This is a genomic window from Pedobacter sp. Hv1 (assembly GCF_001412215.1).
Taxonomy (GTDB): domain Bacteria; phylum Bacteroidota; class Bacteroidia; order Sphingobacteriales; family Sphingobacteriaceae; genus Pedobacter.
In genome coordinates this window covers 45,960-64,483 of sequence record NZ_LLWP01000012.1, presented here as the reverse complement: position 1 = coordinate 64,483, position 18,524 = coordinate 45,960, and the positions used below count along the sequence as shown (strand labels likewise).

The 18,524-nt window shown below is 36.1% G+C and carries 19 protein-coding genes; 14 read left to right on the top strand and 5 right to left on the bottom strand.

The annotated features are described in order from the left end of the window. Positions 1-7: 7 nt before the first annotated feature. Genes AQF98_RS20445 through AQF98_RS20430 form a run of 4 tightly spaced genes read left to right on the top strand, consistent with a single transcriptional unit; the run spans position 8 to position 4,279 of the window. Positions 8-1,576 (top strand): S41 family peptidase, encoded by a 1,569-nt coding sequence (locus tag AQF98_RS20445; RefSeq protein ID WP_055133828.1) that lies wholly within the window; start codon positions 8-10, stop codon positions 1,574-1,576. Continuing rightward, on the top strand, positions 1,576-2,616 hold the full coding sequence (thiL, locus tag AQF98_RS20440) for a thiamine-phosphate kinase (RefSeq protein WP_055133827.1): 1,041 nt from the start codon (positions 1,576-1,578) through the stop codon (positions 2,614-2,616). Before AQF98_RS20445 ends, thiL begins: the two co-directional genes overlap by 1 nt. Before the next feature lie 18 nt (positions 2,617-2,634). After that, positions 2,635-3,462 (top strand): hypothetical protein, encoded by an 828-nt coding sequence (locus tag AQF98_RS20435; RefSeq protein WP_055133826.1) that lies wholly within the window; start codon positions 2,635-2,637, stop codon positions 3,460-3,462. Between the two features lie 13 nt (positions 3,463-3,475). Further along, a complete protein-coding gene (locus AQF98_RS20430; protein ID WP_055133825.1) occupies positions 3,476-4,279 on the top strand; it encodes a bifunctional 2-polyprenyl-6-hydroxyphenol methylase/3-demethylubiquinol 3-O-methyltransferase UbiG in 804 nt (267 codons plus the stop codon). A 127-nt stretch (positions 4,280-4,406) separates the two neighbouring features. Here AQF98_RS20430 and AQF98_RS20425 read toward each other — a convergent pair whose 3' ends face one another. The 4 genes from AQF98_RS20425 to AQF98_RS20410 all read right to left on the bottom strand — a co-directional run bounded on the left by AQF98_RS20425 (position 4,407) and on the right by AQF98_RS20410 (position 7,654). Then, the gene (locus AQF98_RS20425) at positions 4,407-5,681 is read right to left on the bottom strand and encodes a DNA recombination protein RmuC (protein WP_055133824.1); all 1,275 of its coding nucleotides are present in this window, start codon (positions 5,679-5,681) and stop codon (positions 4,407-4,409) included. Positions 5,682-5,738: 57 nt separating this feature from the next. Continuing rightward, positions 5,739-6,374, bottom strand: coding sequence for a hypothetical protein (locus AQF98_RS20420; protein WP_055133823.1), 636 nt, complete (start codon positions 6,372-6,374; stop codon positions 5,739-5,741). Positions 6,375-6,413: 39 nt separating this feature from the next. Next, entirely contained in the window at positions 6,414-6,941 is a 528-nt protein-coding gene (rimM, locus tag AQF98_RS20415; RefSeq protein ID WP_055133822.1) for a ribosome maturation factor RimM, read from the bottom strand. Positions 6,942-7,045: 104 nt separating this feature from the next. Further along, entirely contained in the window at positions 7,046-7,654 is a 609-nt protein-coding gene (locus AQF98_RS20410; protein ID WP_055133821.1) for a 30S ribosomal protein S16, read from the bottom strand. A 237-nt stretch (positions 7,655-7,891) separates the two neighbouring features. On the opposite strand from AQF98_RS20410, the gene AQF98_RS20405 reads away from it, so the two are divergent. The 10 genes from AQF98_RS20405 (at position 7,892) to AQF98_RS20360 (ending at position 17,010) form a co-directional block, all read left to right on the top strand. Next, the gene (locus tag AQF98_RS20405; protein WP_055133820.1) at positions 7,892-8,386 is read left to right on the top strand and encodes a 5'-3'-deoxyribonucleotidase; all 495 of its coding nucleotides are present in this window, start codon (positions 7,892-7,894) and stop codon (positions 8,384-8,386) included. A gap of 53 nt (positions 8,387-8,439) precedes the next feature. Then, entirely contained in the window at positions 8,440-9,003 is a 564-nt protein-coding gene (locus tag AQF98_RS20400) for a Crp/Fnr family transcriptional regulator (RefSeq protein ID WP_055133819.1), read from the top strand. Positions 9,004-9,068: 65 nt separating this feature from the next. After that, the gene (locus AQF98_RS20395; protein WP_055133818.1) at positions 9,069-9,911 is read left to right on the top strand and encodes an acyl-CoA thioester hydrolase/BAAT C-terminal domain-containing protein; all 843 of its coding nucleotides are present in this window, start codon (positions 9,069-9,071) and stop codon (positions 9,909-9,911) included. A 66-nt stretch (positions 9,912-9,977) separates the two neighbouring features. Beyond that, positions 9,978-10,301 carry a heavy metal-binding domain-containing protein gene (locus AQF98_RS20390; protein ID WP_055133817.1) on the top strand — a complete coding sequence of 108 codons (324 nt, stop codon included), beginning with the start codon at positions 9,978-9,980 and terminating at the stop codon, positions 10,299-10,301. Between the two features lie 395 nt (positions 10,302-10,696). After that, on the top strand, positions 10,697-11,542 hold the full coding sequence (locus tag AQF98_RS20385; RefSeq protein ID WP_055133816.1) for an RteC domain-containing protein: 846 nt from the start codon (positions 10,697-10,699) through the stop codon (positions 11,540-11,542). A 249-nt stretch (positions 11,543-11,791) separates the two neighbouring features. After that, the gene (locus AQF98_RS20380; RefSeq protein ID WP_055133815.1) at positions 11,792-12,160 is read left to right on the top strand and encodes a helix-turn-helix domain-containing protein; all 369 of its coding nucleotides are present in this window, start codon (positions 11,792-11,794) and stop codon (positions 12,158-12,160) included. Positions 12,161-12,172: 12 nt separating this feature from the next. Continuing rightward, positions 12,173-12,481, top strand: a complete 309-nt coding sequence (locus AQF98_RS20375; protein ID WP_045497647.1) for a helix-turn-helix domain-containing protein — start codon at positions 12,173-12,175, stop codon at positions 12,479-12,481. A gap of 84 nt (positions 12,482-12,565) precedes the next feature. Then, positions 12,566-14,038 carry a DUF3945 domain-containing protein gene (locus AQF98_RS20370; protein WP_055133814.1) on the top strand — a complete coding sequence of 491 codons (1,473 nt, stop codon included), beginning with the start codon at positions 12,566-12,568 and terminating at the stop codon, positions 14,036-14,038. 6 nt (positions 14,039-14,044) lie between these two features. Further along, positions 14,045-16,129, top strand: coding sequence for a type IA DNA topoisomerase (locus AQF98_RS20365; protein ID WP_055133813.1), 2,085 nt, complete (start codon positions 14,045-14,047; stop codon positions 16,127-16,129). After that, complete coding sequence (locus tag AQF98_RS20360; protein ID WP_055133812.1) at positions 16,129-17,010, top strand: ORF6N domain-containing protein; 882 nt, start codon at positions 16,129-16,131, stop codon at positions 17,008-17,010. The genes AQF98_RS20365 and AQF98_RS20360 overlap by 1 nt, the downstream gene beginning before the upstream one ends. A 98-nt stretch (positions 17,011-17,108) precedes the next feature. Here the strand turns inward: AQF98_RS20360 and AQF98_RS20355 are convergent, their stop codons facing one another. Then, a complete protein-coding gene (locus AQF98_RS20355) occupies positions 17,109-18,524 on the bottom strand; it encodes a hypothetical protein (protein ID WP_055133811.1) in 1,416 nt (471 codons plus the stop codon).

Below are 18,524 nucleotides of genomic sequence, written 5' to 3'. Positions count from 1 at the left end.
AAGATAAATGATTGATAATAGAAGATTTTTAAAAATAGTTCCGTACCTATTTTTGATAAGTAGTTTGGTTTCTTGCACTTCGGTGAAAGAATTTAATTATACAGTTACTGAAAAAAAACACGAACCAGCACAATTAATTAAGGATGTTGATTTTACCTATCAATTGTTAAAAGATGGCCATGCAGGTTTATATTGGTATGTGACTAAAGCAGAATTGGATAACAAATTTGACAGTTTAAAAAGAACAATAACAGGTCCGTTAACTACAAAAGAGTTCTTTAAAAAGTTATCACCTGTGGTTGCCCAAATTAAATGTGGACATACCAAGATGCTTTTGGTCACTAAAAAGCTAACCAAAAAAGAGCAAGATTCTATTAAAAAATTAGGTGTTAAACCAATCAATCAATTGGGTTATAAAATTATAAATAACAAGTTATACATTACCAGCTTTAACCAATCTATCAAAGAGGTAAAAAAAGGAAATGAAATTATAGCCATAAATGATGTTCCATCAATAGAAATTATTGAGGGCTTAAAAGTAAATATTGCTTCAGATGGTTACAATCAAACTTTTAAAACAGCTGTTTTAAATAGATCTTTTACTAATTGGTATACCAATTTTTACGACAATAAAGACTTTGTAGATTTTAAAGTTAAAAATGAAAAAGATTCGATTATTGATCTTAAATTAAACACGTATAAAAAACCTGTTGTAAAAGATAGTACTGTAGTAAAGAAAAAAACAAAAGAAGAAAAAGCTACCGAAAAGAAAATAGCCAGAGCGAAACAAAAATTGAATTATAAAGGCTATGATGAATTTAAAAATCCAATATTGGATTTAAAATTTTTAGAAAAAGATAGCAGCGTGGCCTACTTAAAAGTGAAAAGTTTTTCTTTTCCATATGCCAATTTCGAAAGATTCTTTAAAGAAAGTTTTATAGCTTTAAAAAAGGGGCAAACCAAAGATCTAATCTTAGATTTAAGAGATAATGGTGGGGGATCTTTAAAAGCCTGCAGAGACCTGTTTTCATATTTGGTAAATAAAGATTTTGTATACCTTCAACAAACAGCCGTTGACCATAGATTTAATCCCTATGTACGTGAGAAAGGAATTTTAAATATATTAAAGGTGGTTCCTTTTCAAATTGCAAATAGCCTGCTTTTAAAGAAAGACAAAGATAAATACAGGGTAAACTTTAAAGGAACAAAGAGTTTACACCCTAAAGAAAACCATTACGATGGTAAAATTTATGTATTGATTAATGGGTATACTTTTTCTGCTTCTGCCCTAATTTCAGCTAACCTTAAACAAATAAATAGGGCAACTTTTGTTGGACAAGAAACAGGTGGAGGATACAATGGATGTGTTGCGGGAATTATTCCTATGATTAATTTACCCAACTCAAAGCTAAAACTGAGAATGGGATTGTATCCAATTGTACCTAATGCACATACGGAGACTGTTGGAAGGGGTATTTTTCCGGATATAGAAATTACAAACACAATTGAAGATGTAGTTGCTGGAAAAGACAATGAATTAGATTGGGTTTTAAAAGAGATTAAAAAGAAAGTATAATGTTTGAAAATAAAGAGCGTACAGCAATATCAGAATTAGGTGAATTTGGATTGATCAAACACTTAACTAACAACTTTAAAATACAACACGAAAGCAGTATCAAAGGTATTGGTGATGATGCGGCTGTATTAAGTTTTGAAGACCAACAGGTGTTAATTTCTACAGATTTATTGCTAGAAGGCATTCATTTTGATTTGGCTTATGTGCCCTTGATGCATTTAGGTTATAAAGCCGTACAAGTAAACCTAAGTGATATTTATGCAATGAATGGTATTGCTACCCAAATCACAGTTTCAATTGGTTTATCGAGCAAATTTCCATTAGAAGCAGTTGAAGAAATTTATAAGGGAATTGAATTGGCCTGTAATAAATTTAACATTGATCTAATTGGTGGCGATACTTCTTCGAGTAAACAAGGATTGGTGATTAGTGTAACCAGTATTGGACATGCAGCAAAAGCCGATGTTTGTTACAGAAATGGCGCAGAAGAAGGAGATTTATTGTGTGTTTCTGGCGATTTAGGTGGGGCTTATGTAGGCCTACAAATTTTAGAAAGAGAGAAACAGATCTTTTTAGAAAATCCACAATTACAACCAGATTTAGAGGGTAAAGATTACATTATCGAACGTCAGTTGAAACCAGAAGGAAGAAGAGATATTGTTGATTTATTGGCACAAATGAAAATTAAGCCTACTTCGATGATTGATGTTTCTGATGGATTGGCTTCTGAAATTATTCACATCTGTACACAATCTGAGAAAGGATGTACGTTATATGAAGAAAAACTACCGATAGATCCGATGACTTATGAAACTGCTCGCGAACTAGGTTTAGATCCAACGGTATGTGCTTTAAATGGAGGCGAAGATTATGAGCTGTTGTTTACCATTAAACAAGCAGATTACAATAAATTGAAAAATGATATTGACATTAGCATTATTGGACACATCACAGATAAAAATTCTGGCTGTAAAATGGTATCCAAATCTAACGTAGTGCATGAGCTAAAAGCACAAGGTTGGAATGCTTTTAAAAGGTAACAAATTAATCGATACAATATGAAAAAGACACTGTTAACATTAGTGATGGCTACATTAACAGGTATTGTTTATGGACAAACCGATACCATCTTTACAAACAACGAAAAGATTGCTTGTGTAGTTAAAGAAATAACAACCGATGCTGTAAAGTATGCTTTTGTTGGAGAAGAACTGAACAATTCTATCTACAAAAACGCGGTACATAAAATCGTTTTTAAAAATGGAAGAATCCAGACTTTTACAGAAGCAACATCGTTTAAAAATGTAAATAGTGTTAACGATTACGATAATGTAACCATAACCCAGGTTGAATATGAGATCAAAGGTCTTTTCAAATTGGGCGATGCTAGCTCCAAAGCAAAAGGTACTACGGTACTTTCCAATCAAGAACGAGTAAAAGAAAGAGCCTACCGTAAGCTTAAAATCCAAGCGGCTATTCAAGGAGGTAATATCATCTACCTTACCAACCAACGAACAGAAGGAAATAAATTTGGGAGCGAGTATCAATCTGGTTCTTCTACCGAAACTAACCTAACTGGCATTGTGTATAGCAATAGGCTGCCTAGTTATGATAATTTTGTGAAATTAGTAAAAACCAATACTTCTTATCCTGCAATACAAGAATCTAAACTGTATAGCAGTTCATCAGATTTGGAACAACAAGTCATCAGTAAACAGTTTAGTATAAATAGTATTGTGAATGAAAATGGACTGATCATCATCAACGGACAGTTAGAGGGAGTAACCAAGTATTCGAAATTTAGGGTTGTTTCGTTTACAACGAATGAGTTTAATATCTTTTATGAAGATAAAAGCACAGTTTACAATCTAAAAATAAAGCTTTAAAAGCTGAAAAGAAATGAGTTACGAAGAACTAGACTATATCAATATTAACCGACAATCTTGGAACAACAAGACTGCTGTACATTTTGATTCAGAATTTTACGATGTTGCAGGTTTTTTAAAAGGAAATACTTCACTGAATGAGATTGAGCTTGGCATACTGGGCGATATCAAAGGCAAACGGATATTACATTTGCAATGCCATTTCGGACAAGATAGCATTTCTTTAGCCCGATTGGGTGCTAGTGTTGTGGGTGTAGATTTATCAGACCAGGCAATAGATAAAGCAAAAGAGTTAGCCATACAAACCAATACTGATGCTTCTTTTATCTGTTGTAATATTTACGAATTGCCCAAATATTTGGATGAAAAATTCGATATGGTATTTACGAGTTATGGTACCATCGGTTGGCTACCAGATCTTAACCAATGGGCCAATTTAATAGCGAGTTATTTAAAGCCCGCAGGGAAGTTTGTATTTGTAGAGTTCCATCCTATAGTTTGGATGTTCGATGATTATTTTAAACAAATTGCCTATAACTATTTTAAAGATGAGGCCATTGTTGAAATCGAAGATGGAACTTATGCAGCCAAAGATTCAGAAATTACACAAAAAAACATTACCTGGAACCATAGCACTTCTGAGGTGTTAAATAGTTTGATCGGCAATGGAATGGAAATCAATTCTTTCGATGAATTTGATTACTCTCCTTATGATTGTTTCAACGAAACCATAGAATTTGAACCAAAAAAGTATAGAATTAAACATTTAGGCAATAAAATACCAATGGTGTTTGCTGTTGTGGCCACAAGGAAGTAGTTTAATTGTGTAAATAGTTAATTGGGAATAGAAAATAGGCTAAACAGCTAACTAGTTAAAGGAGGTAATTTCTGCCACCAATAGCCTACATCTTGATACTTGATACTCACATCTTGATACTATTTCCTTATTCTTCCTCTTCTAAAAACTTAGAATCGATTTGTTTATTGGCCTTTGTTTTGGCGCCTAATTTTTTAATTTTTTCTACCTTTCCAATCAGATTTCCATTGCCATATTGTAGTTTTTTAAAAGCATCATCATGTGCTTTTTGGGTAAGGTCTAAATGTTTCCCAATTTTCTCCATATCCTCTAAAAAACCAACAAACTTATCATATAGGGCTCCCGCCTCTTCAGCAATTTCAAATACGTTTTTATTTTGTCTGTCTACCTTCCAAATGCTTGCTATGGTACGTAAGGTAGCCAATAAGGTAGTAGGACTAACGATCACCACCTTTCTGTCCCAAGCATAATTGAACAATTCGTTGTCTGCCTGCACGGTAACACTAAAAGAAGATTCGATGGGCATAAACAACAATACAAAATCTGGAGAATTGATCTGGTAGAGATTTTGGTAGTTTTTACCAGCCAAGCCGTCAATGTGTGCTTTTACCGAAACGAGATGTTGTTTAAGGTTCAATACCTTTTCTTCTTCGCTTTCGGCATTCATCATTCTTTCGTAGGCAACCAACGAGATTTTAGCGTCTACAATCAAATGTTTTTCGTCGGGCAGGTCAATCACTACATCAGGCTGTAAACGGGCGCCTTCGGCGCTATTTAGGCTTGCCTGAAGGCGATATTCCCTATCCTTAATTAATCCCGAACGTTCCAATACTCTTTCTAGAATTACTTCACCCCAATTGCCTTGTTTTTTGCTGTCGCCTTTTAAGGCTTTGGTTAAATTATTGGCATCGGTTTGTATCTGCTTACTTTGGTCCATTAGCTGAAAAATCACACCTTTTAAATGGTTTCTTTCTGCAGCTTCCGTTTGGTAAACTTTATCCACCTTTTCTTCAAAAGATTTGATATTCGCCTTTAATGGGTTCAAGATAGAATCCATATTGCTCTGGTTTTGTGCGGTAAACTTTGCACTTTTTTCTTCCAGTATCTTATTGGCAACGAGCGAAAATTCGAGTGTAAATTTTTGTTGGAGGTCTTCTAAATTTTTATGCTGTTCTGCTAGTTTTTCACGATAGGAAACAACCAATGCTTCGGCTTTGATCAAATTGCTACGTTCTACACCAAAACGTTCACGTAGATCATTTAATTCGTCGGCTAATTTTAGCTTTTCCTCTTTGAGATAATTAATAGTTTCGTCGTTTTTAGGAACGGAAGGCTTGCGCAATAAGAGAACAATAAGCACTATTAAAATAACGACCAATAAAATAACACCAGTGATTTCCATTTTGCTAAAAATTTGATCAAAAATAAGAAATTAATGGCTAATGAATTTTGCTAGAACTTAAACAGTCCACTGATCGTGTATAATCGCAACTAAAAAATATTGACCATCTTCATTCTCAAAAACGAGTTTTAAACTGGTCCAATCCATGCCGTTATATTTTTGGTCAAAGCCACTAAAGTAATAATCTATAAAATGATGATTTGGATAAATGGCTTCGAGGTTGTTCAATGAATTTCCCTGTTTCATCACCTCATCAAAACCAATCGCCTCGGCACTGAGGTAATCAGCATTGTAAACAAACTTTTTTAAATAAGAAGGAACAGTTAGCTTGATGGGCTCGCCCGTACCATCAAAACTGCCCCAGGTAAGGATCCATTTTTTATCAACAGCTTGTAGAAAGTCTTCTGGGCTTAATTTTTTTGATTTGGCAGTATCAATAAATCCATAAGGAGAAAAAAGGACCCCATCAGCCGAAAAATATTTGATTAACTCTTTGTAATTATGGTCTTTAAGGAATGACAAAACTTGCCTTCCGGTTGCTTTAATCGAATCTTGTTGGGTTAATGCCCTAGATGATCTCGGGGGCACTTTTTTTAGGCTATCAACAGCATCGGTTCCTGCTTTTTTTTCGGGTTGATTGGTACAACCATAAAATAAAACAAGTAACAAGGCGAATAAAATAAAGCGTTTCATTTAAACTGAACGCTACAAGCTAGGTTATTGTTTGAATTTTTATGAATTAAGATAAATATCCAATAAACCTTCTGGCAAATCGACCAATAAAGTTTTATTTTCTTCATCAATTTCAACAATCATATCTTCATTTAAGGGGAAGAGAATCTCTTTTTCTTTGTAAAGCACAGTAGCTACAAATTGTTGAGGGTATTCATTAATGGCAATAATTTCACCCAATTCGCCATGTGTTTCGTCTACCGCCGTATAACCTTTTAGATCATCATAGGTAAAGTCATCTTCATCTCGTTCTGGCATTTTATTTAAAGGCATATAAACCTTCTTTTTAACCAATGCTTGAGCTTTATCGATGTGGTCTAGGTCATCAAAGTAGAAAAGACCTGTTTGATTGGGATAGAGCTTGTAAGAAGACACAAAAAAGGGAACCATTTTACCATTCAGGTCGGCAAAAACCACATCTAAATCTAAGGCTTCATAATCTTCAAACTCGAAATACAACTGTACCTCTCCTTTTAATCCTTTTGTTTTGGTAATGTAGCCGATGTAAAATGCTTCTTCCTTTTGCATGATAATGATATTTTGGTCTTGTTGTGTGGAGGACCTTAATCTTTAAATAAAAATAGCGTTCTGATTAATCAGAACGCTATCGTAAGTTAAAACCAATCTGATGATTAAGCTTCTTCTTTTGTTTCTTCTTCAGTAGTTTCAGCAGCAGGAGCTTCTTCAACAGCTGGAGTTTCTGCTACCACTTCTTCAGTTGCAGCTTCAGCAGCAGGAGCCTCTTCAGCTACTACTTCTTCTTCAACAACCTCTTCAACTACAGGTGCATTTTTCAATGCAATTGCAGCAGCACGGTCAGCATTTTTCTTAGCCTCAGCAGCTAAAGCAGCTTTTTTAGCTTCGCCTTTGCTTGCGCTTAAGTTTTCTTTTTTGCCTTCGATTTGACCACCTTTAGCAGCTAACCATTGCTCAAATTTAGCATCAGCTTGTTCTGCAGTTAAAGCGCCTTTTTTAACACCACCTTCTAAGTGTTTTTTGTATAAAACACCTTTGTAAGAAAGGATAGCACGGGCAGTATCCGTAGGTTGTGCACCTTTGTTTACCCAGTCTAAAGTTTTTTCGAAGTTAATTTCGATAGTTGCAGGATTGGTGTTTGGGTTATAAGAACCTAAACGCTCAATAAATTTACCATCTCTTGGAGAGCGAGAATCCGCTACTACCACGTGGAAAAAAGGTTTCCCTTTTTTACCGAATCTTTGCAATCTGATTTTAGTTGCCATTTCTTTTAAAATTTATGTATTCAACATAGTTCCCGGAGCTTCATGCTTGCGGGGATGCAAAGGTAAGTAAAATACTAATAACTAGCAAGTTTCCAGAAAGTCTTTAGTTTATGATCCATAACCTATCGACTCTTTATGGTAATGAACACCTATCGCTATACCCCAAACTCAAATTGATAAACAAAATTTTAAATTCAAATAACACAACTGTAATCTCAATTGAGGATATTTATACCTATGAAGATAGCCATAGATATGGACGAAGTCCTAGCCGATCCCATTCGTAAATTTATAGAACTTTACAATCGTGATTACGGAACTCCTTTAGATTTAAAATTAGATCCAGGAAATGAGATTTACCACCATGTACCTGAACACATAAACAACAAATGGTTCGATTACATTAATGAAAAGGGCTTTTTTAGAAATCTGCCTTTAATTGAGGGTAGTGTAGAAGCGGTTAAAAAACTACAAGAAAAACATGAAGTTTACATCGTTTCTGCTGCTATGGAATTCCCTAATTCTCTAGAAGATAAGTACCATTGGTTGGCTGAACATTTTCCATTTATTACTTGGAAGAACATCATTTTTTGTGGAGAGAAAATCGTAAATACAGATGTGATGATAGACGACAGGGCAAAAAACTTTATAGATTTTAAAGGCAGGCCCCTCTTATTTACCTCGCCACACAACCAGCTGCTTACTCAATATGAAAGGGTGGATAACTGGTAACAAGTTTTGGATAAGCTGCTATAATCATTTATATTGCTTACTTAATTTCAAAAATGGAAGAGGTTATTGCCCACTTTAGTCGATATATTAAATTGAGCGAGTCGCTTAAAGCAGAGCTTTTGCAGCGAATTAAACTAAAATCATTTAAAAAGGGAGAACTGGTACACGATGCAGCTAAAATTTGTACCAGAAGCTACTTTATCCAAGAAGGAATTTTACGGCTCTACTTTATAAAGGACGGAAAAGAAATCAGCGAATACTTTTGCAGTGTAAATGAATGGACCAATTCTCCTAAAAGCTTTATGCAAAGGACATTGGATATCTATTACATTGATGCGATAGAGGATACGAAGGTTTTTTTTATTGATGTAGAAGACCTAGTTTATCTTTTCGATCATTTTCCGGAGATGGACCGTTATGCCCGCCTATCAATGGGTACCTTGTTGGGCCAAATTGTAGAGCGGATTACTTCTCTGCGGTTTACTTCGGCCAAAGAAAAATACAATCACTTTCGTGAGCTTTACCATGATATCTATCACCGAATCCCGCTGGGAATGGTTGCTTCTTATTTAGGGATTACGCAAGAAACCTTGAGTAGAATTAGGGCCGAAAAATAGTTTTTGATCTATGTCAAATAGAAATAAATAAACTAAACTCATCTTTGGTTAAAAACAAATCAAACATGAGCAAGATCAGCTATCACAAATTCATTTTTTTAGGATTATTCCTTTTCTTTTCGGCAACAGCCTTTGCACAACGGATCAACGCACCTCAAGTAGATGCACAATTATTTTTGGGTGAAGGTAAAAAACAAGCATTAATTGTTGGATTGGGCGGTTCTGAAGGAGGAAATGCCTGGACTAGCGATTACTGGAAAGCAACCAGAGACCAATTCATTAAACAAGGATATGCCTTTTTGGCCATCGGTTATTTTAAGAGCAAGGGAGCACCCGATACCTTAAATAAAATCGAAATCGATAAAGTACATGCGGCCATTACAATGGCGGCTCAAAATCCATTAATTGATCGAAATAAGATTGCCATTGTCGGTGGTTCGAGAGGTGCAGATTTAGCCCTTTTGATCGGAAGTTATTTCAAAGACATCAAGTGTGTTGTAGGTATTGTGCCAAGCCACGCTGTTTTTCCGGGGCACACCAATCATTTTTCTACAGCAGCTTGGAGCTTTGAAGGGAAAGAGCTTCCATTTGTGCCTGTAAACGAAGAAAGCGTACCTTTTTTAATGAAAAGAGATTTAAGGGGAGCTTTCGAAGCCATGTTAAAAGACACGATAGCCGAGCAAAAAGCACTGATCAAAGTAGAACAGATCAATGGGCCTATTTTATTGGTTTCGGCAACTAAAGATGAAATTTGTCCATCTGGACCCATGTCTGAAAAAATGATGGCCCGCTTAAAAGCAAAAAAATTCTCCTTTCCTTATCAACATATTTCCATTGAAGGAGGGCATGGAGAGCCCCTCAAACATTTCGATCTGATCTTTGATTTTCTGCAAAAGAACTTCAAGTAAAAGATTTTTTTTGGTGGAATGTAACATTTCTGAAAAACTAGCATCGAAATATAAAACCTAGAAAAGATGTTAATTACAACCACAAATACAGTAGAGGGCAAAAAAATTGTTAAATACATAGGACTTGTTACTGGCGAAACCATTATTGGTGCAAATATTTTCAAAGACCTTTTTGCGGGTATCCGTGATATTGTTGGTGGACGTTCTGGTTCATATGAACAAGTATTGCGTGAAGGCAAAAACACAGCAGTGAGCGAGATGCAACAATATGCAGCCGCAATGGGTGCAAATGCAATTATTGGTGTAGATCTTGACTATGAAACTGTTGGTAATGGCGGCAGCATGTTAATGGTAACGGCCAGCGGAACAGCGGTTATTTTAGAAGACTAACCTTATTTGGCTTTAAAAACCATTTACCTATGTATAAGAAAAGCCACAGACTTTCGGGACTGTGGCTTTATTTTTTATAAAAAAAATCAGAAAAGCCCAAAGCGGCTAATAAAGAGTAGTTTACAAGAGTGGAAAACACTATCGGTAACGATTTAGTAATGGTGCTTACTGCACTCGCTTTCATTTGATTACCTTGTAAATCATTAATGCAAATCTACTAAATAATTGGGTAAGGTATATTATTACTTTACCCTTTTTTGTTCCCTTTCCATAAATAAAAATTCCCCCATAGGGGGTAATCTGTGATATTGGTTTCATTAATATTTCCAAATTTTGGCATGTTAACAATAGTTCCAACTCTAAACAAATAGTGAGAACCTCTAAAAGACTATGCTATGGAAATCGTGTTGAATAAAATATTAGCACAAATTCAGCATCAGGAAGATAAACTCTCTTCTCAAATGATGCAGATGCCGGAAGAGGCTTATCAAATGACCTTATTTCTAAAGGAAATGATATGTGAAATAAAATCTCAAATCTTACGGGATGGATTTGCAAATGAGCAACAAGAGATTAATTTTTTCAAGAACATTAAACCAAACATCTTAGGGAAGCTTATTTACTATAACAAACTCTTCCGCATCGAAACAACCTGCCCCGTGAGCAATGGCAAAATACATCAAAGCTATTATGAAAATCTATTAAAAAGCCTCAAATCAGAATATAAAGAAAGTATTTGCAATGAAGATTTTTATAGGTATTATCGTGCTGGCAGAACAGATCGTGAACACAGTTATTTCAGGCTCGGACAAATCAACTATCATGATGGTTTAAAAAGTGTCGTATTTGAAATTGACCTCAGCTTTTCAACATATTTTGATAACAAAATAGCCCACATTGTAGCGAATGAACTACTTTACACCTATGTGCTTACTAAAATCAATCCCGAAGAAAATCCCGATACAATTTTGCAGAATTTGGATGCTAACAAGGATATTTCGTGGACAAATTCTCAAAATGCACTTATCGAACTGATATACGCCCTATATGCTTCAAATTCTATTGCATACGGAAAAGTAGGCATCCGAAAATTAGCTTTGATTTTTCAGGTGTTATTCCGAACTCCCTTAAACGATATACATCACTCTTTCCACCGAATGAAAACCCGAAGTGGCTCCCGAACGGCATTTTTAGACCAGCTTAAAGCTTCATTAGAGGAATACATGGATAAAGACCTTTAACTACATCAACAGAGCAGTTTACAAGCAGTACACAAAATGTGCTGCTTTTTCTTTGCCCATATCTACCAATTGGCAAACAGTACCAAAATGCTATTGAAAAATATCTCAAATACTTCAAAACTCTTATTATAAAAGTGTTTTCTGAGATTGTGAAAATTTTCAAAAAATCGTCAAACCAATGGGTAAAGGTTGGCAGACAAAGACTACCACCTTTCACAATTTTGCATAGTGAACTTTAAATACTGTGCAATGAAAATAATAACTATTGAAGAAGAAGCATGGCAACAGCTTAACAGCCGTATCAACGCCATTGCCGACTACCTGAAAAGACAAGAAGACAAAAGTTATGATGACCTGTGGCTCAATAACCACGAGGTATGCCAATACCTGCACATCAGCGAGAAAACCTTATGGCGAATGCGAACCAAAGGTGAGATCGCTTATTCAAAAATGTATGGTCAGTATTTCTACACCATTGGAGCAATTAAGGATTTGCTTAATGCCAATGCAATACAGAGTAGTGACGAGTATGTGCAGGAGCTTATGGTAAAAGGTAAAAGTTATATCGAAAAAGGCAGAAAGCTAAAGGCAGATAAAAAAACAGGTATGAACCCTTAAAAGTATATCCCTATGAATATTGACAGAATGGAATTTTTGGCTTGGATGGATCGGTTGATGGGGCGCCTCGATATGTTGGGTGACAATATAGACGAGTTGCAAAAGAAACGCAATAGTATAGATGGTGAAGAGTTGCTCGATAATCAGGATTTACTTCAAATGCTGAAAATTAGCAATCGTTCCCTGCAACGGTATCGCTCCATTGGAAAACTTCCCTATTACACCATAAGTGGAAAACTGTATTATAAGCTGTCTGATGTGCATCAGTTTATCCGGGAAAGTTTTAATCCTCCTACAACTAAATTGAACGCCAGTAAGTGACAAATACTGCCTCTGAGTGCCAATTAGTGCAATGCAGTGAACACCTTCTTTACTTTCGGCATCTAACTTTAAAATTTTTAAATTATGAGTGAAGAAACTACGAACAAACAGGATATGCCCGAACAGCTTTCGGACATATTGCTGGTGCTGGATAAAGAGAAAATGAAAATCCAAGCCGTAAAAAGTATTGACGAAAACGGAAAAATGGAAACCGTTGATCCCACAAAGAAAAACCAAAACCAATTTATGCATGTGGACAAAAGCGGTGATTTCTTTTCCAACTTCTTCTCCAATTTTTTCAGCCAGTTAAAGAACCCGACAAACTTTACTTTCTTCAAAGTGCCTGCGCCTGTTGCTGTTGAAAAAGCACAGGAAATGCAAAAACAGGTGAATAAGCCAACTCCAGAAGGCGAAAAAGTGATGAAAGAACACGAAGTGAAGACGCAACCGCCACAGGATAAAAAACAAGAAAATAAAAATGATATGAAAGCAACACAAAAAACAACACCGGAAACCAGCGAATACCGCTACAAACCGGAACAGATTGATTGGGACACTATGACCAATCTTGGATTAAGCAAGGAATACCTTGAAAAGAGGAACCTGCTTGAACCTTTATTGAAAGGTTATAAAACCAATGAACTCCTACCGATTGGTGTTAACCTCGGTGGTACTATCCTCCGAACTGATGCCCGCCTGTCTTTACAGCAAGCAGAAGACGGGAAAGTTGTAGTGGCAATACATGGTATAAAAAAAGAACCCAACCTGCATTTTGAGTTTTTCGGACATAAGTTTACGGATGAGGACAAGAAAAACCTGCTCGAAACGGGCAATATGGGGCGTGTAGTTAATCTGGTCAATTCAAAAACAGGCGACCTAATGCCATCCATTATTAGTATAGATAGGTTGACAAACGATGTAATTGCATTACGAACGGATTTCATAAAAATTCCCGATGAAATTAAGGGCGTAAAACTGAATGATGTACAAAAACAAACTTTAATGGAGGGTAATCCACTAAAGTTAGAGGGTATGATTTCCACGAAAGGAACAGAATTTTCAGCAACGGTACAGTTCAATGCAGACAAACACTATGTGGAGTTTCTTTTTGACCGTAATAATTCCAATAGGCAAACGCAAAGCAATGGACAGAACAATCAACGAACCAACCAGCAAAGTCAGACGCAGGAAGCTCCAAAAACATTCAGAGGTAAAGAATTGACTGATGAGCAACATAAGGATTTTAAAGCTGGCCAAACCGTTTACATTGACGGATTGAAAGATAAAAAAGGGCAACCGTATCAAGGTTATATCACTTTCAATGCAGAAACTGGAAAAACGAACTTCCAATTTCCAAGCCAGGTTAAGGCACAGGTAAAACCTACCGAAGCCCATAAAACGCAAACTGCCGTTAATTCGGAAGGCAAGACCAACGAAGCAACCAAAAACATCAACGAGCCTTTGAAGTCAGGGCAACAAAACCCAAAAAACAAACAGCAGCAGGAACAACAGGAAAAGCCCAAAGCTCCTGCAAAGTCCAAAGGCGTAAAAAGGTAATCAATTATGAAAACAATTATTGCAGAAAAACCAAGCGTAGCAAGAGAAATAGCTGGACTTGTGGGTGCATCTGATAAAAAAGACGGCTACCTTACAGGTAACGGCTATTTTGTCACGTGGGCATTCGGACATCTTATAGGATTGGGAATGCCCGAAGATTATGGGATCTCAGGATTTAATAAGGCATCTCTTCCCATATTACCCAACCAGTTTTTATTAACCGTTCGCAAGGTTAAAAAAGAAAAAGGCTATACTACTGACACAGGAGCATTAAAGCAACTGAAAGTTATCGAACAGCTTTTTAATCGTAGTCACAGCATTATTGTCGCTACCGATGCAGGACGTGAGGGCGAACTGATATTTCGCTATATTTACGAATACCTCAAATGCAACAAACCCTTTGAACGCCTTTGGATAAGCTCACTTACCGAAAAGGCAATAAAGCAAGGCTTTGATAACCTGAAAGACGGAAAAGAATTTGACGGCTTGTATCAAGCAGCACAAGGTAGAAGTCGTGCCGATTGGCTCGTAGGTATCAATGCTACACAGGCACTTTCCATAGCCGCCGACAATGGCATCTATTCGCTTGGAAGAGTACAGACACCAACACTAGCCTTGATATGCAAACGCTATTTGGAAAACAAAAATTTCTCGATAAAGAAATACTGGCAGATACAGCTATTACACAATAAGGATCTAATAGATTTTAAAAGTCTTTCCAAATCTAAATTGAAAGACCAAAAACTCGCCGATGATACGCTGAAAGCCATTCAGCGAAGCGAAACTGCAACAGTTATATCGGTAGAAACCAAAAACGTTACAGAACAACCGCCTTTATTGTTCGACCTGACTGGCTTGCAAAAGGAAGCCAACAAAAAGCTGAACCTTTCTGCCGAAGAAACCCTCAATATTGCTCAAAATCTTTACGAAAAGAAGTTTATCACTTATCCACGTACTGGAAGCAAATACATTCCTGAAGACATATGGGCAGAAATTCCCAAACTCATGAGGGCTTTGCAGGACAGGGAAACCTGTAAGCAAGGCGTGTCAAAAATGAAATGGGGACGTTTCACTAAACGTATCGTGAACGATTTACGTGTTACCGACCACCACGGATTATTGGTTACAGACAAAATCCCGTCAGCATTGAACGCAAAGGAAAATGCCATTTACGATATGATTGCCTTTCGGTTGCTCGAAGCCCTTTCACAAGCCTGTATCAAAGAGATAACTGATGTCGGTTTACAAGTATTGCATTATGACTTTACCGTAAAAGGTAGTAAGGTTATGGAAGCTGGTTGGCGTTCCATTAAGGGAAGTTTTTCGGACGATGATACCGAGCCTATACAAGATTTGCCTGAACTGAAAAAGGGCAATGAACTCAAAATAAAAGAAGCCTCCGTTTTGGAAAAGAAAACCAAACCGCCTGTGCTTTATACTGAAGCAGGGCTTTTGTCGGCTATGGAAAGCGCAGGAAAGGAAATCGAAAATGAAGACGAACGCAAGGCTTTACAAAATATTGGTATCGGTACTCCAGCTACAAGAGCTGCGATAATCGAAACCCTGTTTACTCGAAATTATATCCAAAGAGAAAAAAAATCCTTAGTCCCTACCGAAAAAGGATTACAGGTATATGAGTTGGTCAAAGACCGAAAAATTGCGGACGTTGCAATGACTGCCGAATGGGAACTTACATTGCAGAAAATCGAAAACAGCGAAGCCGATGCAGGAGCATTTCAACATGAAATGGAGAAATACGCTTCATCTATTACCAACGAATTGCTGCAAACTTCCATTACCCAAAACAACCTACCTAAATTGGTTTGTCCAAAATGCAAAAGCCAGCAACTCATTATCCGTGATAAAATCGTGAAATGTCCCGATGAGATTTGTGGCTGGGTTCAGTTCCGAAATGTGTGCGGCGTACAAATTGGCATAGCCGATATTGAAAGTCTTATCAGTAAAGGAAAGACTTCACTCATCAAAGGAATGACAAGCAAAGCCGGAAAGAAATTCGATGCCTATATCGTGTTGAATGAGGAGTACAATACCTCTTTTGAATTTGCCAAAAATAAAACCCACAAAAAGTAATGGAAAATAGACCTGCTATTAGCCTAATGGAAATTAAGAACTTGATTTATACCATACGTGGTAAGCAAGTGATGTTGGATAGTGACCTTGCTTCCTTATACCAAGTGGAAACAAAGAACCTGAACAAAGCTGTAAAAAGAAACATTGAGCGATTTCCTATCTCTTTTTGCTTTCAACTGACCGAAGAGGAAGTTGAAAACTTGAGGTTCCAAATTGGAACCTCAAGTTTAAATTACGGTGGAAGACGCTATTTGTCTCATGTTTTTACAGAACAAGGGATCGCAATGGCTTCTGCTATACTCCGTTCGGATATAGCGGTTAAAGTCAGTGTTGAAATCATGGAAGCCTTTGTAGAAATGCGTAGAATGCTTATCAGCAATGCTGCTTTGTTTCATCGTTTGGATAATATTGAGTTGAAGCAATTGAAAGCCGACCAAAAATTTGAAGAAATTTTTAAAGCTATGGAAAGCGATAAACTCCACAACGATAAAGGTATTTTCTACAATGGGCAAATTTTTGATGCCTATACCTTTGTTTCTGATATTATTCGCAATGCCAAAAGTTCTATTATCCTGCTTGATAATTATGTGGATGATACTGTACTGACCATATTAGGCAAGCGAAACAGTAGTGTAACCGCCACTATTTACACCAAAAGCATCAGTAGTCAATTACGATTAGACTTACAACGCTACAATAGCCAATATCCTCCGGTAGATATTGAGCTTTTTTCCGATGCCCACGACCGATTTATGATAGTTGATAATACAGAACTATACCACATCGGGGCATCACTCAAAGACCTGGGTAAAAAATGGTTTGCATTTTCGAGAATGGATATTGAGGCGGGCAGGATGCTTCAGATTTTAAATAAACAATAAGCCCTCCAAAATAAGGAGGGTTTTGATAAAAGTTATTACAAAAGAAAAGAAAACAGTTTTAATGTTTTTTCATCTTTATTTTACCAACTTCCTATATGTTATAGACTATGGTTTTTATGTCTGTTCGCCAAATGTGAAATTCGGTTTATGAATTCATTTTCGTTCTCAATTAATTCTTCCATAGTTTGATTTTCAAAAACAAAAACTCCGTCAATTACAAAACGAACGTCATGATTATCATCACCATATAAAGTTTCAATGTGAAAATATTCAGAGTCTATTTTCTTTGATAATGGATAAATCAAACCGCTTGCAATTAGGTTGCTTTGATAGTAACCAGAATAGGAATGTATTTGATGTAAGTCGGTTCTATCAATGTCTTTGTTCTGCAATTCCATTCTTTTGAATTTAGCATCAAGAGCAATAATTTTACCGCTTGTTTTATGCTTCATTATTATATCGGGAAACATCGACCTGCGATAGAACTGATTTTGATAAATTGGAATTTCTACTTGTCCATTTACAAACCATTCGGGAAAATTTCTACTTAAAAGTTTTTCAAGATATAGTTCATACAATTCTGCAATGTCAAATAGGTAGCCTGTTGTCGCTAAATCTTGCTTTTCATTGTTAGGTATTAAATCGTTATTCAGCAAAATTATTTCGGCATATTCCAAAACTTTTTTAAAACCGCGATACATTGGATTGTTTATCGTTTGGTGTGTTTTGGCTTTTTGTATTGTTTCGTAGTTTGCAAAACGACCTGAGTATTGTTGCTTTAATAACTGGCTTAATCCAAGTAAGCGACTATGAATTTCTTTTCCAAAAACACTTTCTAACTTTCTCAATGCTAAGTATAAAACATCTATAATTTCTTGAACATACATTCGTTCTCTGAAAGTTGTAGTTAGTTTTCCTTGAAACGGAATATCTCTTTTTAAGTAATCGTTAAAATCTATACTACCTCTTACTTTATGGCTTCTTTCTTGGTTTTTTTGGTACTGTTGTGGCAAACCTAAAACAACTGCTTTTTCTAATGATTGAATAAATAAATGAGCAATGATAAATAAGAACTGATTTTCTGTTTCGTCTTTCTTGGCTTTTATTTGCTCATTGTCCACGTAAATGTCATTTACGAAGTTGAGCATACGTTTAAGAAAAGTGTCGCCATACTTTGTTGTAATATTGATTTTACACCCCTTGTGAAAAAGAACACCAGCGTATAAGCCAGTTTGAATAATATACTCTTTCTCTTGTTCCGCTTTTTCTTTGGAATATAATCTTAGAATAAGACGTTCTTCATCTTGTTCAAAAAACCGATTGCGTTTAAAATTAAATACTTTTACTTGTTTTAGCTGTTCTGCTCCAAGTTTTAGTTCATAAACAGAAGAAAATATTATTTGTCGCAAGTGTTTAACGCCTGACTTATTTACATTGAAAACATTCCCTAAATCCGCTTCTCGGATAGGTGCTTCTTCGTGAAAATTATGATTAACAGGTACGCTTATTTTCAT